Here is a 22,587-nt window from a genome sequence, read left to right as displayed (position 1 = left end):
CCTTCCTTACTCAGCACTGCTGCTGAAATCGAGATCTTGGCCTGGCTGAAGGGAGATAACTGCCTTCTTCCAGTCATTACGCTTGCCCAGACCGCGAGCAGTGCGCTTGCTCTTACCCAGAACATTCAGGGTAGTAACACGCTCTACTTTCACGCTGAACAGGCTTTCGACGGCCTTCTTGATTTCCAGCTTGGTTGCGTCAGTTGCAACCTTGAAAACGAACTGGCCTTTCTTGTCAGCCAGAACCGTAGCCTTCTCGGAAACGTGCGGGCCAAGCAGAACTTTAAATACGCGTTCCTGGTTCATCCCAGCAGCTCCTCGAATTTCTTCACGGCCGACACGGTGATCAACACCTTGTCGTATGCGATCAGACTAACTGGATCGGAACCTTGCACGTCACGTACATCAACGTGTGGCAGGTTACGAGCAGCCAGGTACAGGTTCTGATCAACCACTTCAGACACGATCAAGACGTCAGTCAGGCCCATGCCGGTCAGTTTGTTCAGCAGATCTTTGGTCTTCGGTGCATCAACAGCGAAGTCCTGAACCACAACCAGACGATCAGTACGCACCAGCTCAGCAAGGATGGAACGCATTGCTGCGCGATACATCTTCTTGTTCAGCTTCTGGGTGTGATCCTGAGGACGAGCTGCGAAAGTGGTACCGCCGCCACGCCAGATTGGGCTACGGATAGTACCGGCACGAGCACGGCCAGTACCTTTCTGACGCCATGGGCGCTTACCGCCACCACGAACGTCGGAACGGGTCTTTTGCTGCTTGCTACCTTGACGGCCGCCGGCCATGTAGGCCACGACTGCTTGGTGAACCAGCGTCTCGTTGAATTCGCCGCCAAATGTCAGTTCGGAAACTTCGATCGCTTGAGCGTCATTTACATTTAATTGCATGTCAGCTTCCCCTTAACCGCGAGCCTTGGCTGCTGGACGTACAACCAAGTTGCCGCCAGTAGCGCCAGGAACAGCGCCCTTGACCAACAACAGATTGCGTTCAGCGTCCACGCGCACTACTTCGAGGGACTGCACGGTCACGCGCTCAGCGCCCATATGACCGGACATTTTTTTGCCCTTGAATACACGACCAGGAGTCTGGCACTGGCCGATAGAGCCTGGAACGCGGTGGGATACGGAGTTACCGTGGGTATTATCTTGCCCGCGGAAATTCCAACGCTTGATCGTACCCTGGAAGCCTTTACCTTTGGACTGACCGGTTACATCAACCAGTTGACCAGCAGCGAAGATTTCAGCGTTGATCAGATCGCCGGCCTGGTACTCGCCTTCTTCAAGACGGAATTCCATTACGGTACGACCAGCGGCAACGTTCGCTTTAGCGAAGTGGCCAGCTTGAGCAGCTGTAACACGCGAAGCACGACGCTCGCCTACAGTGACTTGCACTGCACGATAGCCATCGGTCTCTTCAGTTTTGAACTGGGTGACGCGATTCGGTTCGATCTCAATGACCGTGACCGGAATGGAGACACCTTCTTCGGTGAAAATACGGGTCATACCGCATTTACGACCGACTACACCAATAGTCATGTTGTAAACCTCATGAGTGTACGGGGCTTTCACCCGCTATGGCCGCCCATTTCAGAGCGTTACACGACTAAGACCGAGTCTTAGCCGAGGCTGATCTGCACTTCCACACCGGCCGCAAGATCAAGCTTCATAAGAGCATCAACGGTTTTATCCGTTGGCTGGACGATGTCCAGAACGCGCTTATGAGTACGGATCTCATACTGGTCGCGCGCGTCTTTGTTGACGTGCGGGGAGACCAGAACGGTGAACCGCTCTTTACGGGTAGGCAGTGGAATTGGACCACGCACTTGAGCACCAGTACGTTTCGCGGTTTCCACGATTTCCTGGGTGGATTGGTCGATCAGGCGATGGTCAAAAGCCTTCAACCTGATACGGATTTGCTGATTTTGCATTGGATTTCAGACTCCGGCTGCTATTCCCACCGAGCGCAATACGCCCGTTAAAAGGAGGCGCAATTCTATAGACGGGCTACTACAGTGTCAACCCAATAAAAAAGCCCCCGCTAGGCGGGGGCTTTTTCAAGTCATCACTTATTAAGCGATGATTTTGGCTACGACGCCAGCGCCGACGGTACGACCGCCTTCACGAATAGCGAAACGCAGACCATCTTCCATTGCGATGGTTTTGATCAGGGTGACAACCATTTTGATGTTGTCGCCTGGCATTACCATTTCAACGCCTTCCGGCAGTTCGCAGTTACCGGTCACGTCAGTGGTCCGGAAGTAGAACTGTGGACGGTAGCCTTTGAAGAACGGAGTGTGGCGACCGCCTTCTTCTTTGCTCAACACGTACACTTCGGCTTCGAAGGTAGTGTGCGGCTTAACCGAACCTGGCTTGACCAGAACCTGGCCACGCTCAACGTCGTCACGCTTGGTGCCGCGCAGCAGCACGCCGCAGTTCTCGCCAGCACGACCTTCGTCGAGCAGCTTACGGAACATTTCAACACCGGTGCAGGTGGTGACGGTAGTGTCACGCAGACCAACGATTTCCAGTGGATCCTGAACCTTGACGATACCGCGCTCGATACGGCCAGTTACAACAGTACCGCGACCGGAGATCGAGAATACGTCTTCGATTGGCATCAGGAACGGCTTGTCGATAACACGGACTGGATCTGGAATGTAGCTGTCCAGAGTCTCAACCAGTTTACGAACGGCAGTGGTGCCCATTTCGTTGTCGTCTTGGCCGTTCAGAGCCATCAGAGCCGAACCGATGATGATCGGAGTGTCGTCACCTGGGAAGTCGTAAGTGCTCAGCAGATCGCGCACTTCCATCTCAACCAGTTCCAGCAGCTCAGCGTCGTCAACCATGTCAGCCTTGTTCAGGAAGACAACGATGTACGGAACACCAACCTGACGGGACAGCAGGATGTGCTCACGGGTTTGTGGCATCGGACCATCAGCGGCCGAGCAAACCAGGATAGCGCCGTCCATCTGAGCAGCACCGGTGATCATGTTCTTCACATAGTCAGCGTGACCTGGGCAGTCAACGTGAGCGTAGTGACGGATCAGCGAGTTGTATTCAACGTGCGCGGTGTTGATGGTGATACCACGAGCCTTCTCTTCTGGAGCGCTGTCGATTTTATCGAAAGCAACAACAGCCGAACCGAAAACTTCGGAGCAGACACGAGTCAGAGCAGCGGTCAGCGTGGTTTTACCGTGGTCGACGTGACCGATGGTGCCAACGTTGACGTGCGGGAGGGTACGGTCAAATTTTTCTTTAGCCACGACAATTAACTCCTAGCCTAAAGGGGCTGAATCAGCCTTGTTTTTTGGTTACGGTTTCGACGATGTGCGACGGAGCCGTATTGTATTTTTTGAATTCCATAGAGTAGCTTGCGCGACCTTGGGACATGGAGCGTACGTCGGTTGCGTAACCGAACATCTCACCCAGCGGAACTTCGGCGCGAATCACTTTGCCGGAGACCGTGTCTTCCATACCCAGGATCATGCCGCGACGACGGTTAAGGTCGCCCATCACGTCACCCATATAGTCTTCAGGCGTAACAACCTCTACCGCCATGATCGGCTCAAGCAACTCACCACCGCCCTTCTGGGCCAGTTGCTTGGTCGCCATGGAAGCAGCCACCTTAAACGCCATCTCGTTGGAGTCGACGTCGTGGTAGGAACCATCAAACACGGTAGCCTTCAGGCCGATCAGCGGATAGCCGGCTACAACGCCGTTCTTCATCTGCTCTTCGATACCCTTCTGGATAGCCGGGATGTATTCCTTAGGAACCACACCACCCACTACTTCGTTCAGGAATTGCAGACCTTCCTGACCTTCGTCAGCAGGAGCAAAACGAATCCAGCAGTGACCGAACTGGCCACGACCGCCGGACTGGCGAACGAACTTGCCTTCAATTTCGCAGCTCTTCGTGATGCGCTCACGGTACGAAACTTGAGGCTTACCGATGTTGGCTTCGACGTTGAACTCACGGCGCATCCGGTCAACCAGGATGTCCAGGTGCAACTCGCCCATGCCGGAGATGATCGTTTGACCAGTCTCTTCATCAGTCTTGACGCGGAAAGACGGGTCTTCCTGAGCAAGTTTGCCCAGAGCGATACCCATTTTTTCCTGGTCGTCCTTGGTCTTAGGCTCTACGGCAACCGAAATAACCGGCTCCGGGAAGTCCATGCGAACCAGGATGATTGGCTTGTCAGCGTTGCACAAAGTTTCGCCAGTGGTGACGTCCTTCATGCCGATCAAGGCCGCGATGTCACCAGCGCGTACTTCCTTGATTTCTTCACGGGCGTTTGCGTGCATTTGCACCATACGACCCACGCGCTCTTTCTTGCCTTTAACCGAGTTGATCACGCCGTCGCCGGAGGCCAACACGCCCGAGTAAACTCGAACGAAGGTCAAGGTACCCACGAATGGGTCGGTAGCGATCTTGAACGCCAGAGCCGAGAACGGCTCGCTGTCGTCTGCGTGACGCTCCATTTCCTTGGTCTCGTCATCCGGGTCAGTACCCTTGATGGCAGGAATGTCGGTAGGAGCCGGCAGGTAGTCGATAACGGCGTCGAGAACCAGGGGAACACCCTTGTTCTTGAAGGAAGAACCACAAACAGCCAGAACGATCTCACCAGCGATAGTACGCTGACGCAGAGCGGCCTTGATTTCCACGTTGGTGAGTTCTTCACCTTCGAGATACTTGTTCATCAGCTCTTCGCTGGCTTCGGCCGCAGCCTCAACCATGTTGCCGCGCCATTCGTCAGCCAGTTCCTGCAGCTCAGCAGGGATTGGCTTGCGAACTGGAACCATGCCTTTGTCAGAGTCATTCCAGTAAACAGCTTCCATGGCGATCAGATCGATCTGACCCTGGAAGTTATCTTCGGAACCGATAGCCAACTGAATTGGCACCGGAGTGTGACCCAGACGCTGCTTGATCTGACCGATCACGCGCAGGAAGTTTGCACCAGCACGGTCCATCTTGTTTACATAAACAAGACGTGGAACGCCGTATTTGTTGGCTTGACGCCATACGGTTTCCGACTGAGGCTCAACACCCGAGGTACCGCAGAACACAACGACCGCGCCATCGAGTACACGCAGGGAACGCTCAACTTCAATAGTGAAGTCAACGTGGCCCGGGGTATCAATAACGTTGAAGCGGTATTGGTCCTTGTGCTGCTTCTCGGAACCCTGCCAGAAAGCGGTAATAGCAGCAGAAGTAATGGTAATACCACGCTCCTGCTCCTGCACCATCCAGTCTGTGGTCGCGGCGCCGTCATGCACCTCGCCCATTTTGTGACTTTTGCCAGTGTAAAAAAGGACGCGCTCGGTGGTGGTGGTTTTACCAGCATCCACGTGAGCAACGATACCAATGTTACGGTAGCGGTTAATCGGTGTAGTACGAGCCATAAAGCCCTCGCAAAATTAGTGACGCTAAAATTAGAAGCGGTAGTGCGAGAAAGCTTTGTTAGCTTCAGCCATACGGTGCACGTCTTCACGCTTCTTAACTGCAGCACCTTTACCTTCGGCAGCGTCCAACAGTTCGCCAGCCAAACGCAGAGCCATAGACTTCTCGCCGCGCTTGCGGGCGAAGTCTACCAACCAGCGCATTGCCAGGGCGTTACGACGGGACGGACGAACTTCAACCGGAACCTGGTAAGTAGCACCGCCTACACGGCGCGACTTTACTTCGACCAGCGGAGCGATGGCGTCGAGAGCTTTCTCGAAGATTTCCAGGGGGTCGCTGTTCTTGCGTTCTTTAACCTTCTCCAGCGCGCCATAAACGATACGCTCGGCAACGGCTTTCTTGCCGCTTTCCATTACGTGGTTCATGAACTTGGCCAGGATTTGGCTTCCGTATTTTGGATCGTCAAGCACTTCGCGCTTGGCTGCTACGCGTCTTCTTGGCATGGATAAGCCCTCAAACGGTCTTCAGGTTCGCTCGGAATCGGTGCCCTTTCGGGACGCCTCCGACCTTACTCTTATCGACTCAGAAAAATAGAAAATCAGTTTTTACAAAAAGCCGTTACTACTTAGGCTTCTTGGTACCGTACTTCGAGCGACCCTGGTTACGACCTTTAACGCCGGAAGTATCCAAAGAACCGCGTACGGTGTGGTAACGAACACCTGGCAAGTCTTTTACACGACCGCCGCGGATCAGTACCACGCTGTGCTCTTGCAGGTTGTGGCCTTCACCGCCGATGTACGAGGAAACCTCGAAACCGTTGGTCAGACGCACACGGCATACTTTACGCAGTGCCGAGTTAGGTTTTTTCGGCGTGGTGGTATACACACGGGTGCATACGCCACGACGTTGCGGGCAGTTCTGCAGCGCAGGCACGTCGGATTTCTCGACGATACGCTTACGCGGCTGACGTACCAGCTGGTTGATAGTTGCCATCTACTAGCTCCACTGTTGTCTTGCGACGCTATTGTCTTGCAAGAAAAGCAAAATGGCAGGAACGAATTCCCGCCAAATTTAGGGGTACAAGAGTCTAAAGAGGATCTTGCCCCCAGTCAAGGCAAGGCCCCGACCTCCCCGCTCATCCAACCTCGACAAATTGTCTCGATTCGATGAACGGAATGGCCAGGGCCTTACGCTCATTTACCGCAGAACTCAGTTACCGCTCGAGTTCAGCGCTTCGGTCAGTGCAGCTTCCACTTCACTGGCGCTTACGCGCAACGGTTTGTCAGCATCACGGCGGCGCTTGCGCTCGCTGTGATAAGCCAGACCGGTACCAGCCGGGATCAGACGACCCACGACCACGTTTTCTTTCAGGCCGCGCAAGTAATCGCGCTTGCCGGTTACCGCCGCCTCGGTCAGCACGCGAGTGGTTTCCTGGAAGGAAGCCGCCGAGATGAACGATTCAGTGGACAACGACGCCTTGGTGATACCCAACAGTACACGAGTGAACTTGGAAACGAATTTCTCGTCGCCAGCCAGACGCTCGTTCTCTACCAGTACGTGAGTCAATTCCATCTGGTCGCCCTTGATGAAACTGGAATCGCCGGATTCAGCGATTTCAACTTTACGCAGCATCTGACGCAGGATGGTCTCGATGTGCTTGTCGTTGATCTTCACGCCTTGCAGACGATAAACGTCCTGGATCTCGTTCACGATGTACTTGGCCAGCGCACTCACACCCAGCAGACGCAGGATGTCGTGTGGATCGCTCGGGCCGTCGGAGATAACTTCGCCGCGGTTTACCTGTTCGCCTTCGAAGACGTTCAGGTGACGCCACTTCGGAATCAGCTCTTCGTACGGATCGCTACCGTCGTTCGGGGTAATGACCAGACGGCGCTTGCCTTTGGTCTCTTTACCGAACGCGATGGTGCCGCTGACTTCAGCCAGAATCGAGGCTTCTTTCGGACGACGGGCTTCGAACAAGTCGGCAACACGCGGCAGACCACCGGTGATGTCACGGGTCTTCGAAGTCTCTTGCGGAATACGAGCGATAACATCACCGATCGCGATTTTCGCACCGTCCGCTACACCGACCAGGGCGTTAGCAGGCAGGAAGTACTGAGCAATTACGTCGGTACCCGGCAGCAAGAGATCCTTGCCGTTGTCATCAACCATCTTCACAGCAGGACGGATATCTTTACCGGCAGCTGGACGGTCTTTGGCGTCGAGTACTTCAATGTTGGTCATACCGGTCAATTCGTCAGTCTGACGCTTGATCGTGATGCCTTCTTCCATGCCCACGTAGGTCACGGTACCTTTCATTTCGGTAACGATTGGGTGAGTGTGCGGATCCCACTTGGCCACGATTGCGCCAGCGTCGACCTTGTCACCTTCTTTAACCGAAATCACAGCACCGTACGGCAGCTTGTAACGCTCGCGCTCACGACCGAAGTCATCAGCGATCGCCAGCTCACCGGAACGGGACACAGCAACCAGGCAACCATCCACTCGCTCAACATGCTTCAGGTTATGCAGACGGACGGTACCGCCATTCTTCACCTGAACGCTGTCGGCTGCGGAGGTCCGGCTTGCCGCACCACCGATGTGGAACGTACGCATGGTCAGCTGGGTACCCGGCTCACCGATGGACTGGGCAGCGATAACGCCGACCGCTTCACCGATGTTCACCTGGTGACCACGAGCCAAGTCACGGCCGTAGCACTTGGCACAAATGCCGTAGCGGGTTTCGCAGCTGATCGGCGAACGCACGATCACTTCGTCGATGCTGTTCAGCTCGATGAACTCGACCCACTTCTCGTCTACCAGCGTGCCGGCAGGAACGATGATTTCTTCGGTACCTGGCTTGAACACGTCACGGGCAATAACACGACCCAATACGCGCTCACCCAGCGGCTCAACAACGTCACCGCCTTCAATGTGCGGAGTCATTACCAAGCCATGTTCGGTGCCGCAATCGATCTCGGTTACTACCAGATCCTGCGCCACGTCTACCAGACGACGAGTCAGGTAACCGGAGTTCGCAGTTTTCAACGCGGTATCCGCCAAACCTTTACGAGCACCGTGAGTGGAGATGAAGTACTGAAGTACGCTCAAACCTTCACGGAAGTTCGCAGTAATCGGCGTTTCGATGATGGAACCGTCCGGCTTGGCCATCAGACCACGCATACCGGCGAGCTGACGGATCTGCGCAGCAGAACCCCGTGCGCCCGAGTCGGCCATCATGTACATCGAGTTGAAGGATTCCTGGTCGACTTCGACGCCATGACGGTCGATGACTTTCTCTTTCGAGAGGTTGGCCATCATCGCCTTGGAAACTTCGTCGTTCGCCTTGGACCAAAGGTCGATCACTTTGTTGTACTTCTCGCCCTGGGTTACCAGGCCGGAGGCGTACTGACTTTCGATCTCTTTCACTTCGTCGGTAGCAGCACCGATGATGCGGGCTTTTTCATCCGGGATAACGAAGTCGTTAACACCGATGGAAACGCCGGAAATGGTCGAATAGGCAAAACCGGTGTACATCAACTGGTCAGCGAAGATCACGGTCTCTTTCAAACCAACCACGCGGTAGCACTGGTTGATCAGCTTGGAGATCGCCTTTTTCTTCATCGGCTGGTTGACGACGTCGTACGACAGGCCAGGTGGAACAACCTGGAACAACAGCGCACGGCCGACAGTGGTGTCGACGATACGGGTGTTCTTGACGCTGCCACCATCACGATCGTTGACGGTTTCGTTGATCCGCACTTTGACCTTGGCGTGCAGTGCGGCTTCGCCGGCACGGAACACACGGTCAACTTCTTGCAGATCCGCGAACACACGACCTTCGCCCTTGGCGTTGATCGCTTCACGAGTCATGTAGTACAGACCCAATACAACGTCCTGCGACGGAACGATGATTGGCTCACCGTTGGCTGGCGACAGAATGTTGTTGGTCGACATCATCAACGCACGCGCTTCCAACTGGGCTTCCAGTGTCAGCGGTACGTGCACGGCCATTTGGTCGCCGTCGAAGTCGGCGTTGTACGCAGCACAGACCAGAGGGTGCAGCTGGATAGCCTTACCTTCGATCAGTACCGGTTCAAACGCCTGGATACCCAGACGGTGAAGGGTCGGTGCACGGTTGAGGAGAACCGGGTGTTCGCGAATCACTTCAGCGAGAACGTCCCAAACCTCTGGCAGCTCGCGCTCGACCATCTTCTTGGCAGCTTTGATGGTGGTAGCGAGACCACGCATTTCCAGCTTGCCGAAAATGAACGGCTTGAACAGCTCGAGAGCCATCTTCTTCGGCAGACCGCACTGGTGCAGACGCAGGGTCGGACCCACGGTAATTACCGAACGACCGGAGTAGTCAACACGCTTACCGAGCAAGTTCTGACGGAAACGACCCTGCTTACCCTTGATCATGTCAGCCAGGGATTTCAGAGGACGCTTGTTGGAACCAGTGATAGCGCGGCCACGACGACCGTTGTCGAGCAGTGCATCGACGGCTTCCTGCAACATACGCTTTTCGTTGCGCACGATGATGTCCGGAGCGGACAGATCGAGCAGACGCTTCAAACGGTTGTTACGGTTGATCACTCGACGATACAGATCGTTGAGGTCGGAAGTCGCGAAACGACCGCCATCCAGCGGGACCAGTGGACGCAGATCTGGCGGCAGAACCGGCAGAACGGTCAGCACCATCCATTCTGGAAGGTTGCCGGAACCCTGGAAGGCTTCCATCAACTTCAGACGCTTGGACAGCTTCTTGATTTTGGTTTCGGAGTTGGTTTGCGGAATTTCTTCACGCAGGCGGCCAATCTCGTGCTCCAGGTCGATAGCGTGCAGCAGCTCACGGACAGCTTCGGCACCCATGCGGGCATCGAAATCGTCGCCGAACTCTTCCAGCGCTTCGAAGTACTGCTCATCATTGAGCAGCTGACCTTTTTCAAGGGTGGTCATGCCTGGATCGATAACGACATAGCTCTCGAAGTAGAGAACGCGTTCGATATCACGCAGGGTCATGTCCATCAGCAAGCCGATACGCGACGGCAGCGACTTCAGGAACCAGATGTGGGCAACCGGGGAAGCCAGTTCAATGTGCGCCATGCGCTCACGACGAACTTTGGCCAGCGCGACTTCAACGCCGCACTTCTCGCAGATCACACCGCGGTGCTTCAAGCGCTTGTACTTACCGCACAGGCACTCGTAATCCTTTACCGGGCCAAAGATCTTGGCGCAGAACAGGCCGTCACGCTCAGGTTTGAACGTACGGTAGTTGATGGTTTCCGGCTTTTTAACTTCACCGAACGACCACGAACGGATCATCTCAGGCGATGCCAATCCAATACGGATGGCGTCGAACTCTTCGACTTGACCCTGGTTTTTCAGCAAATTCAGTAGGTCTTTCAAGGCCTTTCCTCCTGGCGGAGCAGAGAGCGGGCAATCCTGCCCCGCTCTCGATTCGCGTCACGTGTTATTCGGTTTCCAGATCGATATCGATGCCGAGGGAACGAATTTCCTTGATCAACACGTTGAAAGACTCGGGCATGCCCGGCTCCATACGGTGATCGCCATCCACGATGTTTTTGTACATCTTGGTACGGCCGTTCACATCGTCCGACTTCACTGTGAGCATTTCTTGCAGAGTGTAAGCAGCACCGTATGCTTCCAGTGCCCAGACCTCCATCTCCCCGAAACGCTGACCACCGAACTGCGCCTTACCACCCAGCGGCTGCTGGGTAACCAGGCTGTACGAACCGGTAGAACGAGCGTGCATCTTGTCGTCTACCAAGTGGTTCAGCTTCAGCATGTACATGTAGCCAACAGTAACCGGGCGCTCGAACTTGTTGCCGGTACGGCCGTCGGTCAGCTGCATCTGGCCGCTTTCTGGCAGGTCTGCCAGTTTTAGCATGGCCTTGATTTCGCTTTCCTTGGCGCCGTCGAACACTGGAGTGGCCATCGGTACGCCGCCACGCAGGTTCTTCGCCAGATCCAGGATTTCCTGGTCGGAGAAGCTATCCAGATCTTCGTTACGACCGCCGATCTGGTTGTAGATCTCGTCGAGGAATTTACGAAGCTCAGCGACTTTGCGCTGCTCTTCGATCATCCGGTTGATCTTCTCGCCCAGACCTTTGGCCGCGAGGCCCAGGTGGGTTTCAAGGATCTGACCAACGTTCATACGCGAAGGTACGCCCAACGGGTTGAGGACGACGTCGACCGGGGTGCCATTGGCATCGTGCGGCATGTCTTCAACCGGCATGATCACGGAGACCACACCTTTGTTACCGTGACGACCGGCCATCTTGTCGCCCGGCTGGATGCGGCGACGGATTGCCAGGTAAACCTTGACGATTTTCAGCACGCCTGGAGCCAGGTCATCGCCCTGCTGCAGTTTGCGCTTCTTGTCTTCGAACTTGTCGTCCAGCAGACGGCGGCGATCAACGATGTAGGCCTGAGCCTTCTCGAGCTGCTCGTTCAGAGCATCTTCAGCCATGCGCAGTTTGAACCACTGACCATGCTCAAGACCGTCGAGAATTTCGTCGGTAATGTCCTGACCTTTCTTCAGACCAGCGCCGCCTTCGGCTTTGTGGCCGACCAGAGCGGAACGCAGACGTTCGAAAGTGGCGCCTTCAACGATACGGAACTCTTCGTTCAGATCCTTGCGGATCTCGTCGAGTTGAGTCTTCTCGATCGACAGTGCACGAGCATCACGCTCAACGCCGTCGCGGGTGAAGACCTGTACGTCGATGACAGTACCCTTGGTGCCGGTAGGCACGCGCAGGGAGGTGTCTTTAACGTCGCTAGCTTTTTCACCGAAGATGGCACGCAGCAGTTTTTCTTCCGGAGTCAGTTGGGTCTCGCCTTTCGGAGTGACCTTGCCTACCAGGATGTCGCCTGCGCCAACTTCAGCACCTACGTAAACGATACCGGCTTCGTCCAGCTTGTTCAGTGCAGCTTCACCCACGTTCGGGATGTCCGCAGTGATTTCCTCTGGCCCAAGCTTGGTGTCACGTGCCACACAGGTCAGTTCCTGAATGTGGATCGTGGTAAAGCGGTCTTCTTGAACAACTCGTTCCGACAGGCAGATGGAGTCTTCGAAGTTGTAACCGTTCCAGGCCATGAACGCGATGCGCATGTTCTGACCCAGCGCCAGCTCACCCATGTCGGTGGACGGGCCGTCAGCCATGATGTCGCTACGCTGAACCCGATCACCTTTACGCACCAGCGGACGCTGGTTGATGCAGGTGTTCTGGTTGGAGCGGGTGTATTTGGTCAGGTTGTAGATGTCGACACCAGCTTCACCGGTTTCAACTTCATCATCAGCAACACGAACCACGATACGGCTGGCGTCGACGGAATCGATAACGCCACCACGACGAGCCACGACGCAAACGCCGGAGTCACGAGCTACGTTACGCTCCATGCCAGTACCGACCAGCGGCTTGTCAGCGCGCAGGGTTGGTACAGCTTGACGCTGCATGTTCGAACCCATCAACGCACGGTTGGCGTCATCGTGCTCGAGGAACGGGATCAGCGACGCTGCAACCGAAACTACCTGCTTCGGCGAAACGTCCATCAAGGTGACGTCTTCCGGCGCCTTAACGGTGAACTCGTTCAAGTGACGAACAGCTACCAGCTCGTCGATCAGCATTTTCTTGTCGTTCATCGTCGCCGAAGCCTGAGCGATCACGTGATCAGCTTCTTCGATGGCGGACAGGAACACGATCTCGTCGGTGACCAGAGCGTCTTTCACCACACGGTACGGGCTTTCGAGGAAGCCGTACTGGTTGGTGCGCGCATAAGCGGCCAGGGAGTTGATCAGACCGATGTTCGGACCTTCCGGCGTTTCAATCGGGCATACACGACCGTAGTGAGTCGGGTGTACGTCACGCACTTCAAAGCCAGCACGCTCACGAGTCAAACCGCCAGGGCCGAGTGCAGAAACACGACGCTTGTGGGTGATCTCGGACAGCGGGTTGTTCTGGTCCATGAACTGGGAAAGCTGGCTGGAACCGAAGAACTCTTTCACCGCCGCAGCCACTGGCTTGGCGTTGATCAGGTCTTGCGGCATCAGGCCTTCGCTTTCAGCCATCGACAGACGCTCTTTGACCGCACGCTCAACACGTACCAGGCCAACGCGGAACTGGTTCTCGGCCATTTCGCCTACGCAGCGAACACGACGGTTACCCAGGTGGTCGATGTCATCGACGATGCCTTTACCGTTACGGATGTCGACCAGAGTCTTCAGCACCGCAACGATGTCTTCTTTGCACAACACGCCCGAACCTTCGATCTCGGTACGACCGATACGACGGTTGAACTTCATCCGGCCGACCGCAGACAGGTCATAGCGCTCAGGACTGAAGAACAGGTTGTTGAACAGAGTTTCGGCAGCGTCTTTGGTTGGCGGCTCGCCTGGACGCATCATGCGATAGATCTCGACCAGCGCTTCCAATTGGTTGCTGGTGGAGTCGATCTTCAGAGTGTCGGAGACGAACGGACCGCAGTCGATATCGTTGGTGTACAGAGTTTCGATGCGAACAACCTGGGACTTGGCGATTTTAGCCAGGATCTCGGTGTTCAGCTCGGTGTTGCACTCTGCCAGGATTTCGCCGGTTGCCGGATGCACGATGGCCTTGGCGGTAGTGCGACCCAGGACGTAGTCCAGAGGCACTTCCAGGGTCTTGAGACCGGCTTTTTCGATCTGGTTGATGTGGCGCGCAGTAATACGGCGACCAGCCTCAACGATGACCTTGCCCTTCTCGTCCTGAATATCAAGTACAGCGATTTCACCACGCAGACGCGAAGCAATCAGTTCCAGACTGAGGGTTTCGCCGCTCAGGTGGAAAACGTTGGTGGTGTAGAACGCGTCGAGCACTTCTTCAGTGGTATAGCCGAGCGCGCGCAGCAGTACCGATGCAGGCAGCTTGCGACGACGGTCGATACGCACGAATACGCAGTCTTTCGGGTCGAACTCGAAGTCCAGCCACGAACCGCGGTAAGGAATGATACGCGCCGAGTACAACAGTTTGCCAGAGCTGTGCGTCTTGCCACGGTCGTGGTCGAAGAACACGCCCGGGGAACGGTGCAGCTGGGAAACGATTACACGCTCGGTACCGTTGATTACAAAGGTACCGTTCTCAGTCATCAGGGGGATTTCACCCATGTAGACTTCTTGCTCTTTGATGTCCTTGATCGCTTTGTTCGACGATTCTTTGTCGAAAATGATCAGGCGCACTTTTACCCGCAAAGGTACGGCGTAAGTTACACCGCGCAATACGCATTCTTTGACATCAAATGCCGGTTCGCCCAGGCGATAACCGACGTACTCCAGCGCAGCATTGCCGGAGTAGCTGATGATCGGGAAAACGGATTTGAAGGCCGCATGCAGGCCCACGTCGCGGAACTGATCTTTAGTCGCTCCCGCTTGCAAGAATTCACGATACGAATCCAGCTGGATGGCCAGGAGGTACGGCACATCCATGACGTCCGGCAACTTGCTAAAGTCCTTGCGGATACGTTTTTTCTCAGTATATGAGTAAGCCATCAGCGTTCCCCAGCTTGGTCACCTGCTTGTTTGGCCCCTCCCGACGGGAGCAGCCAGAAAATCGTGCAAACCCCATGGTTTGCGCCACCGCATCGGGTGGTTACAGCTCGTTATCAGCACCGACCCAGTCGGCTGCCAATAACGGAAAAAGGCCGGTGGCAAGAGCCACCAGCCATCAGCCTTTCGCTTAACGCTCGGGCTGGAGACGCAAAGTCGATGCTTACTTCAGCTCGACTTTAGCGCCTGCTTCTTCCAGAGTGGCTTTTGCTTTGTCAGCTGCGTCTTTCGAAACAGCTTCCAGAACAACGCCAGGAGCGCCGTCAACTACAGCCTTGGCTTCTTTCAGGCCCAGACCGGTCAGTTCACGTACTGCCTTGATCACGTTAACTTTCTTCTCGCCAGCTTCCAGCAGCATGACGTTGAATTCAGTTTGTTCTTCAACAACGGCAGCGACAGCAGCTGGACCAGCGGAAGCAGCGGCAGCGGAAACGCCGAACTTCTCTTCCATGGCCTTGATCAGCTCAACGATTTCCAGAACGGATTTTTCGCCGATTGCTTCGATGATTTGGTCGTTAGTCAGAGACATGACTATAAATTCCTGTATTGGGGTGACAGCCTACGCGGCCATCGAAATAAACAATAAACGCTGAAAGGAGTCGCTCAGCCTTAGGCTGCGGCAGCTTCTTTCTGGTCGCGAAGAGCCGCCAGAGTACGAGCCAATTTGCTGGTTGCGCCTTGAATCACGCTCATCAGCTGAGAAATTGCTTCGTCACGGGTCGGCAGGCTTGCCAGTACGTCGATCTGATTAGCTGCGAGGAACTTGCCCTCGAACGCAGCTGCCTTGATCTCGAACTTATCCTGACCTTTTGCGAACTCTTTGAAGATACGAGCAGCAGCGCCCGGATGATCTTTGGAGAATGCAATCAAGGTCGGGCCGGTGAACACGTCGTTGAGCACGTCATATTGAGTGCCAGCAACGGCGCGCTTGAGCAGAGTGTTACGTACAACACGTACGTAAACACCAGCTTCACGAGCCTCTTTACGGAGTCCGGTCATAGCGCCTACTGTTACGCCGCGGGCATCAGCCACGACAGCGGACAGAGCAACTTGGGCAGCCTTGTTGACTTCAGCGACGATGGCCTTCTTGTCTTCAAGTTTAATTGCCACGGGAAAAACTCCTGCTTGTTACCGTTTCATCCAACCGAGGCCAGATGTCGTTTTGGTGTCTGATTCGGTAAGGAACCGGGAGCACCATCTGCGTAGGCTTGAGGTTTAAGACTTGCGTCGCCTACGGTCTTGGATAGCCCCCGCCAGGCAGGGACCCCAATCTTTCAATTGGCGCAATCGCTTGCGCCAACCTGTGTCTTACGCGTCGAGCGAACCTTGGTCGATGACCAGGCCTGGACCCATGGTGGTGCTCAGGGTAACGCGCTTGACGTAAATACCTTTCGAGGAAGCTGGCTTGATACGCTTCAGATCAGCGATCAGGGCTTCAACGTTTTCCTTCAGCTTGACGGCGTCGAAACCGACTTTGCCAACGGAGGTGTGGATGATGCCGTTTTTGTCGGTGCGATAACGAACCTGACCAGCCTTGGCGTTTTTAACCGCGGTAGCTACGTCTGGCGTTACGGTGCCGACTTTAGGGTTAGGCATCAGGCCACGTGGGCCCAGGATCTGACCCAACTGACCAACAACGCGCATTGCATCCGGGGATGCGATAACTACGTCATAGTTCAGGTCGCCGCCTTTCATTTCGGCAGCCAGATCGTCCATACCTACACGGTCAGCGCCGGCAGCCAAAGCGGCCTCAGCAGCTGGACCCTGGGTGAACACAGCAACGCGAACGGTCTTGCCAGTGCCGTGTGGCAGCACAGTAGCGCTACGAACGACCTGGTCGGATTTACGCGGGTCAACACCCAGGTTTACAGCAACGTCAAACGACTCGCTGAACTTGACGGTCGACAGCTCAGCCAGCAGAGCGGCAGCGTCTACAAAGTTGTAGGACTTGCCTGCTTCGATTTTGCCGGCGATAGCCTTTTGACGCTTGGTCAACTTAGCCATTACACACCCTCCACGTTAAGGCCCATGCTACGAGCAGAACCGGCGATAGTACGCACGGCCGCGTCCATATCAGCTGCAGTCAGATCCGCGTTTTTGGTTTTCGCGATTTCTTCCAGCTGAGCACGGGTAACGGTGCCAACCTTAACGGTGTTCGGACGAGCGGAACCGCTAGTCAGACCAGCAGCTTTCTTCAGCAGAACCGAAGCAGGTGTGGATTTGGTTTCGAAAGTGAAGCTACGGTCGCTGTAGACAGTGATGATCACTGGAGTCGGCAGACCTGGCTCAATACCCTGAGTACGGGCGTTGAAAGCCTTGCAGAATTCCATGATATTCACGCCGTGCTGACCCAGAGCAGGACCAACAGGTGGGCTTGGGTTAGCCTGAGCGGCCTTCACTTGCAGCTTGATGTAAGCGGTAATCTTCTTGGCCATGAGGCACTCCAATTACGGGTTCGAACGCCTCGAAAGGCTCCCCGGTTACTTGCGCGTTTATCCCAGTGACGACAAAACCCCACAGCCTAGGGCTGCGGGGTTGGGATGCTTGCTCAGCTAGACCTTTTCGACCTGGCTGAACTCTAGCTCTACCGGAGTAGAGCGACCGAAAATGAGCACTGCCACTTGGATCCGGCTCTTCTCGTAGTTAACTTCTTCGACCGTGCCAGTAAAGTCGGCAAACGGACCATCATTGACACGTACCGACTCGCCTGGCTCGAACAATGTCTTCGGCTTCGGCTTGTCACTACCATCAGCGACGCGACGCAGAATCGCTTCTGCCTCTTTATCTGTGATAGGCGCAGGCTTATCAGCTGTACCGCCGATAAAACCCATCACCCGAGGAGTATCCTTGACCAAGTGCCAAGTACCCTCATTCATGTCCATCTGAACCAGCACATAACCCGGAAAGAATTTGCGCTCGCTTTTGCGTTTCTGGCCATTACGCATTTCAACCACTTCTTCAGTGGGAACCAGAATTTCGCCGAAGCCATCTTCCATGCCAGCCAGCTTTACGCGCTCTACCAACGAGCGCATGACATGCTTCTCGTAACCGGAGTAAGCATGCACAACGTACCAACGCTTAGCCACGGGACACCCTTAGCCGACAATCAAGGAAACAAGCCAGCCGAGCAGGGAATCTAGCCCCCACAACAGCAACGCCATAACCAGAACAACAGCCACAACGATCAACGTGGTCTGCGTGGTTTCTTGGCGAGTTGGCCATACGACTTTACGAATCTCGGTGCGAGCTTCCTTAACCAGTACAAAGAAAGACTTGCCCTTGACTGTCTGCAAGCCTACAAAGGCAGCTACAGCAGCAATGGCGAGCAAAGCTAGTACGCGGTACAGGATCGGCGAAGCAGAGTAATACTGATTGCCAACAACGCCAACAACCACCAAAGCAACTACTACTAGCCACTTGAGCAGATCGAAGCGAGAGCCTTGAGCTTCAGCTTTAGGAGTCATCTATGAAGATCCTGTGAAAAGAAAGCCAGACACACCAAGTGAATCTGGCAGGTCAGGAGGGAATCGAACCCCCAACCTACGGTTTTGGAGACCGTCGCTCTGCCAATTGAGCTACTGACCTAAAACAAAATCAGGCCGACCATTATGCCGGCCCGAAAAAGACATTACAACAACTTACTCGATGACTTTAGCTACGACACCAGCACCGACGGTACGACCGCCTTCACGGATAGCGAAGCGAAGCCCATCTTCCATCGCGATGGTTTTGATCAGGGTAACGGTCATCTGAACATTATCACCCGGCATCACCATTTCAACGCCTTCTGGCAATTCGCAGTTACCAGTTACATCCGTGGTACGGAAGTAGAACTGTGGACGGTAACCCTTGAAGAATGGCGTATGACGACCGCCTTCTTCCTTGCTCAGAACGTAAACCTCTGCAGTGAACTTGGTATGCGGCTTGACAGTGCCCGGCTTGACCAGAACCTGGCCACGCTCAACATCATCACGCTTGGTACCACGCAGCAACACGCCGCAGTTCTCGCCAGCACGACCTTCGTCGAGCAGCTTGCGAAACATCTCAACACCAGTACAAGTAGTTTTGACAGTGTCACGAAGACCAACAATCTCAACTTCTTCCTGAATGCGAACAATGCCACGCTCAACACGACCAGTCACAACAGTACCGCGACCGGAGATCGAGAAAACATCCTCGATCGGCATCAGGAACGGCTTATCAATAGCACGCTCAGGCTGCGGAATATAGCTATCCAGAGTCTCGACCAACTTCTTGACGGCAGTAGTGCCCATCTCGTTGTCGTCTTGACCATTCAGCGCCATCAGCGCCGAACCAATGATGATCGGAGTATCATCACCCGGAAAATCGTAAGTGCTCAGCAGATCGCGCACTTCCATCTCGACCAACTCCAGCAGCTCGGCATCATCGACCATGTCAGCCTTGTTCAGGAAGACAACGATGTACGGAACGCCAACCTGACGGGACAGAAGGATGTGCTCACGGGTTTGAGGCATCGGGCCATCAGCGGCCGAGCAAACCAGAATCGCACCATCCATCTGAGCAGCACCGGTAATCATGTTTTTTACGTAGTCAGCGTGACCTGGACAGTCAACGTGCGCGTAGTGACGCACAGCCGAATCGTACTCAACGTGAGCGGTGTTGATGGTAATACCACGAGCTTTTTCTTCAGGGGCGCTATCGATCTTGTCGAAGTCAACCTTTGCCGAACCGAAAACTTCGGAGCAGACGCGAGTCAAAGCAGCAGTCAGAGTGGTTTTACCGTGATCGACGTGACCAATGGTACCAACGTTGACGTGAGGCTTATTACGTTCGAACTTTTCCTTAGCCATCAAAATCACCCCTAGGAGAAGAATTGAGCAGGTCAAACAAGCCATTAAAACAAAGGCAGATATTTTCATATCTGCCTTGTTATATGGAGCTCTTGAGCGGATTTGAACCGCTGACCTCACCCTTACCAAGGGTGTGCTCTACCAACTGAGCTACAAGAGCGTAACGCTACGCAGGATCTGCAAACTTGGAGCGGGTAGCGGGAATCGAACCCGCATCATCAGCTTGGAAGGCTGAGGTTCTACCACTAAACTATACCCGCGGAGCTTGCAGCTCTCGCTAAAAATGGTGGAGGGGGAAGGATTCGAACCTTCGAAGTCGTAGACGTCAGATTTACAGTCTGATCCCTTTGGCCGCTCGGGAACCCCTCCTAAGCGAGCCGGCATTCTATATCATGCCAGCCTTCTGTCAAGCATTTTCTCATTAAAAACCTGAGGTTAGCTGCATTGACGTCACTTTGCGATGTTAACCAGTAAAGGTCTTCACTGCGAAGCGGGCGCCATTCTATGCAAACTATTCGGCGGGTGCAACCCCCTCACACGGCATTATTTTATGTTTTAACTCATTGAATTCTCTAGAAAGGTTCTTCAACTGCGAGTCATCCAGCCAACGTCGGCTTTCTGGTGCCACACGTACCCAATAACCATCAGACCCAGCTGGAGCCCTCAGCAAGGATTCAAACTTGATTTCCATGCCACTCAATCGTCGCTCAACCGCCTGCGCCGCTTCCTGACGAGCAAAACCGCCCAGATAGAGACAGCCATCGTCTGCCGGGGCAGACTTTCCTTTATCCCGAGCCGCGTCAGTTGTCTCGCTCAACAAGCGAATATCCTGCTGCGACCCCCGATATAAACTCAAAGGGGTTACATCCTTCGCACGCAAAGGAGCCTCTTGTTGGTGCCAGACGTAATAGAACACATTCAGAACAAGCAGCAGAAGAAACAACCAACGCATAAAAACCTCACGACAAGGGACACGCCATAGCCAAACCTACAAACACAAGATCAGGAACCACCCGGGCCTGAGGCACGATGCCGGAAACCAGGCCTGCATCTCCTCCAGTGAGAAAAACAGAATAATCGCTCCCCCAATAGCTACGCGCCAACTCTAGCTGCGTCAGGACAAAGCCCCTCAGCATCAACGAGCATCCCCGCTCGACCGCTTCGACAGTTGTCCGACCAGGAACGAGACTTTCCAAAGCGCGCTCAGCTGCCAGATCGTCATATCGAATTCTGCGCGTGTGGGTACGCAACTGGTTTCGCATCAGAGGCATTCCTGGGCATATAAAACCTCCAAGGTGCTCTCCATCCCTAGAGATGAAGTCCGCAGTAACAGCCGTGCCAAAATCAAGCACAAGGCACGCACCGGAAGCCAACTGGAACCCCCCAAGCATCGCCAGCCAACGGTCGAGCCCTAACCGATCGAACTCCTCATAACCATTACGAACGCCGGCCATTTCGCGGGATGGCGCAGCACACATCACCGACACACCAAAAGCCTCTGTCAGCCGAGAAATCAGCGCACTGGTTTCTTCGGTAGTCCTCACACTAACCAACCGGCAAAACTTGAGAGCGAGCCCCTCAAGTGCTTTCAATCCCTCCAACAAAGCGAGATCAGAATCAACAACACCCTCGCCAACCACCCGCCGAACATCCGCGTCGAGCACACGCCATTTGATAAAACTGTTTCCGCAGTCGAGCTCAAGAATCATCACGCAACCTCAGACTGAGCTCACCACCACTAAAGACCTTTTCCACACCACCCACCCTCAAGCGCAGAGCACCTTGACCATCAATACCCAGCACTTCGCCATCTATATGGTTAACACCTGCAATCAATGACACGGCTCGTCCTTGCCAGAGATGATTTTGCTCCCACTCTGCCTGGATAGCTGAAAATCCGTCGAGTTGATGACGAGACAGATATGTCTGGAGCATCGCGCCCAACTTCCCGACCAGGTGATTCCGATCAAACACCTTGCCCGACTCTAGCCGCATCGACGTCCACTGCTGATCTACCTCATCGGTAATTTGCATGTTCACATTAATTCCCACACCTAGCACAACGTGGCACACATCAGCAGGATCTCCCACCAGCTCGAGCAATATCCCGGCAATCTTCTTCTGACCAACCAAAACATCGTTGGGCCACTTCAAGCCAGCGCCCGAAATACCGAGCTCACGCAAGGCCTGCATGACGGCGAGTCCAACAACTAGACTCAAGCCTTCCAGCTGACGCATTCCACCTTCAATACGCAGCACGAGGCTGTAATAGATATTTTCCGCAAATGGACTTGCCCATTTACGTCCACGCCGCCCACGACCAGCAGTTTGCCGCTCAGCAAGCACCAGAAAGGGCGCCGTCTGGCCCCGCTCGATAGCGCGCAAAGCCTCGGCATTAGTGGAGTCAATTGAATCGAAAACAAGGATGGGCCACTCGCAAGAAGGCGCCTGCTCTTTTATCTCGACAGGATCAAGCAGCGTCAATGGCGCAGCCAGTTGATAGCCGCGCCCCCGCACTTTATGAATGGATAATCCCAGCTCAGCCTCTAGATGCTGAAGCTGCTTCCAAACGGCACTACGACTGACACCCAAGGCGGCACCCAAGGCCTGACCCGAATGGAATCGACCATCTTTAAGAAGCTTTAACAATGTCAGCATGCAAGTCTCGCCTCACAATGAGGCCCGCATGATAGCCATGCTCCGCGCCATTGCATAGAAACCCTACTGAGCAGTTTT

20 protein-coding genes and 4 tRNA genes are annotated in these 22,587 nt (G+C 54.6%); all 24 read right to left on the bottom strand.

What is annotated here, in order from left to right:
• Window positions 1-6 precede the first annotated feature (6 nt).
• The 24 genes from rplW to birA all read right to left on the bottom strand — a co-directional run bounded on the left by rplW (window position 7) and on the right by birA (window position 22,509).
• On the bottom strand, window positions 7-306 hold the full coding sequence (gene rplW / locus ACQ4OB_RS04350; RefSeq protein WP_002555488.1) for a 50S ribosomal protein L23: 300 nt from the start codon (window positions 304-306) through the stop codon (window positions 7-9).
• Window positions 303-905: a 50S ribosomal protein L4 gene (gene rplD, locus ACQ4OB_RS04345; RefSeq protein ID WP_007896707.1), complete on the bottom strand. Its 603-nt coding sequence runs from the start codon at window positions 903-905 to the stop codon at window positions 303-305. The genes rplW and rplD overlap by 4 nt, the downstream gene beginning before the upstream one ends.
• Window positions 906-917: 12 nt before the next feature.
• Window positions 918-1,553, bottom strand: a complete 636-nt coding sequence (gene rplC / locus ACQ4OB_RS04340) for a 50S ribosomal protein L3 (RefSeq protein WP_003186059.1) — start codon at window positions 1,551-1,553, stop codon at window positions 918-920.
• Between the two features lie 80 nt (window positions 1,554-1,633).
• A complete protein-coding gene (gene rpsJ, locus ACQ4OB_RS04335) occupies window positions 1,634-1,945 on the bottom strand; it encodes a 30S ribosomal protein S10 (RefSeq protein WP_003186070.1) in 312 nt (103 codons plus the stop codon).
• A gap of 141 nt (window positions 1,946-2,086) precedes the next feature.
• The gene (tuf, locus tag ACQ4OB_RS04330; protein WP_008145495.1) at window positions 2,087-3,280 is read right to left on the bottom strand and encodes an elongation factor Tu; all 1,194 of its coding nucleotides are present in this window, start codon (window positions 3,278-3,280) and stop codon (window positions 2,087-2,089) included.
• Between the two features lie 31 nt (window positions 3,281-3,311).
• Window positions 3,312-5,417 carry an elongation factor G gene (gene fusA / locus ACQ4OB_RS04325; protein ID WP_074871335.1) on the bottom strand — a complete coding sequence of 702 codons (2,106 nt, stop codon included), beginning with the start codon at window positions 5,415-5,417 and terminating at the stop codon, window positions 3,312-3,314.
• A 30-nt stretch (window positions 5,418-5,447) separates the two neighbouring features.
• Window positions 5,448-5,918: a 30S ribosomal protein S7 gene (gene rpsG / locus ACQ4OB_RS04320; protein ID WP_002555493.1), complete on the bottom strand. Its 471-nt coding sequence runs from the start codon at window positions 5,916-5,918 to the stop codon at window positions 5,448-5,450.
• A gap of 118 nt (window positions 5,919-6,036) precedes the next feature.
• Window positions 6,037-6,408, bottom strand: coding sequence for a 30S ribosomal protein S12 (rpsL, locus tag ACQ4OB_RS04315; RefSeq protein WP_002555494.1), 372 nt, complete (start codon window positions 6,406-6,408; stop codon window positions 6,037-6,039).
• A 216-nt stretch (window positions 6,409-6,624) separates the two neighbouring features.
• Window positions 6,625-10,824: a DNA-directed RNA polymerase subunit beta' gene (gene rpoC / locus ACQ4OB_RS04310; protein WP_007896632.1), complete on the bottom strand. Its 4,200-nt coding sequence runs from the start codon at window positions 10,822-10,824 to the stop codon at window positions 6,625-6,627.
• A gap of 64 nt (window positions 10,825-10,888) precedes the next feature.
• The gene (rpoB, locus tag ACQ4OB_RS04305; protein WP_033059467.1) at window positions 10,889-14,962 is read right to left on the bottom strand and encodes a DNA-directed RNA polymerase subunit beta; all 4,074 of its coding nucleotides are present in this window, start codon (window positions 14,960-14,962) and stop codon (window positions 10,889-10,891) included.
• A gap of 220 nt (window positions 14,963-15,182) precedes the next feature.
• Window positions 15,183-15,548 carry a 50S ribosomal protein L7/L12 gene (rplL, locus tag ACQ4OB_RS04300; RefSeq protein WP_008145490.1) on the bottom strand — a complete coding sequence of 122 codons (366 nt, stop codon included), beginning with the start codon at window positions 15,546-15,548 and terminating at the stop codon, window positions 15,183-15,185.
• A gap of 80 nt (window positions 15,549-15,628) precedes the next feature.
• Window positions 15,629-16,129 carry a 50S ribosomal protein L10 gene (gene rplJ / locus ACQ4OB_RS04295; protein ID WP_008145489.1) on the bottom strand — a complete coding sequence of 167 codons (501 nt, stop codon included), beginning with the start codon at window positions 16,127-16,129 and terminating at the stop codon, window positions 15,629-15,631.
• Window positions 16,130-16,327: 198 nt separating this feature from the next.
• Window positions 16,328-17,023: a 50S ribosomal protein L1 gene (gene rplA, locus ACQ4OB_RS04290; protein ID WP_007896626.1), complete on the bottom strand. Its 696-nt coding sequence runs from the start codon at window positions 17,021-17,023 to the stop codon at window positions 16,328-16,330.
• Window positions 17,023-17,454, bottom strand: coding sequence for a 50S ribosomal protein L11 (gene rplK / locus ACQ4OB_RS04285; protein WP_003210097.1), 432 nt, complete (start codon window positions 17,452-17,454; stop codon window positions 17,023-17,025). Before rplK ends, rplA begins: the two co-directional genes overlap by 1 nt.
• Window positions 17,455-17,571: 117 nt before the next feature.
• Entirely contained in the window at window positions 17,572-18,105 is a 534-nt protein-coding gene (nusG, locus tag ACQ4OB_RS04280) for a transcription termination/antitermination protein NusG (protein ID WP_007896622.1), read from the bottom strand.
• Between the two features lie 9 nt (window positions 18,106-18,114).
• Window positions 18,115-18,483 (bottom strand): preprotein translocase subunit SecE, encoded by a 369-nt coding sequence (gene secE, locus ACQ4OB_RS04275; protein ID WP_008145488.1) that lies wholly within the window; start codon window positions 18,481-18,483, stop codon window positions 18,115-18,117.
• A gap of 45 nt (window positions 18,484-18,528) precedes the next feature.
• A tRNA-Trp gene (locus ACQ4OB_RS04270) sits at window positions 18,529-18,604 on the bottom strand.
• Between the two features lie 53 nt (window positions 18,605-18,657).
• Window positions 18,658-19,851: an elongation factor Tu gene (gene tuf, locus ACQ4OB_RS04265; protein ID WP_007896619.1), complete on the bottom strand. Its 1,194-nt coding sequence runs from the start codon at window positions 19,849-19,851 to the stop codon at window positions 18,658-18,660.
• Window positions 19,852-19,935: 84 nt separating this feature from the next.
• Window positions 19,936-20,011 (bottom strand) — tRNA-Thr (locus ACQ4OB_RS04260).
• Window positions 20,012-20,037: 26 nt separating this feature from the next.
• Window positions 20,038-20,111 (bottom strand) — tRNA-Gly (locus tag ACQ4OB_RS04255).
• A 24-nt stretch (window positions 20,112-20,135) separates the two neighbouring features.
• Window positions 20,136-20,220: transfer RNA gene (locus ACQ4OB_RS04250), tRNA-Tyr, on the bottom strand.
• 142 nt (window positions 20,221-20,362) lie between these two features.
• On the bottom strand, window positions 20,363-20,803 hold the full coding sequence (locus ACQ4OB_RS04245; protein WP_074871339.1) for a hypothetical protein: 441 nt from the start codon (window positions 20,801-20,803) through the stop codon (window positions 20,363-20,365).
• A gap of 7 nt (window positions 20,804-20,810) precedes the next feature.
• Window positions 20,811-21,560, bottom strand: coding sequence for a pantothenate kinase (locus ACQ4OB_RS04240; RefSeq protein ID WP_074871341.1), 750 nt, complete (start codon window positions 21,558-21,560; stop codon window positions 20,811-20,813).
• Window positions 21,550-22,509: a bifunctional biotin--[acetyl-CoA-carboxylase] ligase/biotin operon repressor BirA gene (gene birA / locus ACQ4OB_RS04235; protein WP_074871342.1), complete on the bottom strand. Its 960-nt coding sequence runs from the start codon at window positions 22,507-22,509 to the stop codon at window positions 21,550-21,552. Before birA ends, ACQ4OB_RS04240 begins: the two co-directional genes overlap by 11 nt.
• Window positions 22,510-22,587 lie beyond the last annotated feature (78 nt).

The sequence above is a fragment of the Pseudomonas sp. ES4 genome, assembly GCF_050586665.1.
Lineage (GTDB): Bacteria > Pseudomonadota > Gammaproteobacteria > Pseudomonadales > Pseudomonadaceae > Aquipseudomonas > Aquipseudomonas frederiksbergensis.
This window is presented reverse-complemented; position numbering and strand designations above follow the sequence as displayed.

Coding starts and splice junctions, on each gene's coding strand:
- rplW (WP_002555488.1), bottom strand. CDS start 306: ATGAACCAGGAACGCGTATTTAAAGTTCTGCTTGGCCCGCACGTTTCC.
- rplD (WP_007896707.1), bottom strand. CDS start 905: ATGCAATTAAATGTAAATGACGCTCAAGCGATCGAAGTTTCCGAACTG.
- rplC (WP_003186059.1), bottom strand. CDS start 1,553: ATGACTATTGGTGTAGTCGGTCGTAAATGCGGTATGACCCGTATTTTC.
- rpsJ (WP_003186070.1), bottom strand. CDS start 1,945: ATGCAAAATCAGCAAATCCGTATCAGGTTGAAGGCTTTTGACCATCGC.
- fusA (WP_074871335.1), bottom strand. CDS start 5,417: ATGGCTCGTACTACACCGATTAACCGCTACCGTAACATTGGTATCGTT.
- rpsG (WP_002555493.1), bottom strand. CDS start 5,918: ATGCCAAGAAGACGCGTAGCAGCCAAGCGCGAAGTGCTTGACGATCCA.
- rpsL (WP_002555494.1), bottom strand. CDS start 6,408: ATGGCAACTATCAACCAGCTGGTACGTCAGCCGCGTAAGCGTATCGTC.
- rpoB (WP_033059467.1), bottom strand. CDS start 14,962: ATGGCTTACTCATATACTGAGAAAAAACGTATCCGCAAGGACTTTAGC.
- rplL (WP_008145490.1), bottom strand. CDS start 15,548: ATGTCTCTGACTAACGACCAAATCATCGAAGCAATCGGCGAAAAATCC.
- rplA (WP_007896626.1), bottom strand. CDS start 17,023: ATGGCTAAGTTGACCAAGCGTCAAAAGGCTATCGCCGGCAAAATCGAA.
- rplK (WP_003210097.1), bottom strand. CDS start 17,454: ATGGCCAAGAAGATTACCGCTTACATCAAGCTGCAAGTGAAGGCCGCT.
- secE (WP_008145488.1), bottom strand. CDS start 18,483: ATGACTCCTAAAGCTGAAGCTCAAGGCTCTCGCTTCGATCTGCTCAAG.
- tuf (WP_007896619.1), bottom strand. CDS start 19,851: ATGGCTAAGGAAAAGTTCGAACGTAATAAGCCTCACGTCAACGTTGGT.
- ACQ4OB_RS04245 (WP_074871339.1), bottom strand. CDS start 20,803: ATGCGTTGGTTGTTTCTTCTGCTGCTTGTTCTGAATGTGTTCTATTAC.
- ACQ4OB_RS04240 (WP_074871341.1), bottom strand. CDS start 21,560: ATGATTCTTGAGCTCGACTGCGGAAACAGTTTTATCAAATGGCGTGTG.
- birA (WP_074871342.1), bottom strand. CDS start 22,509: ATGCTGACATTGTTAAAGCTTCTTAAAGATGGTCGATTCCATTCGGGT.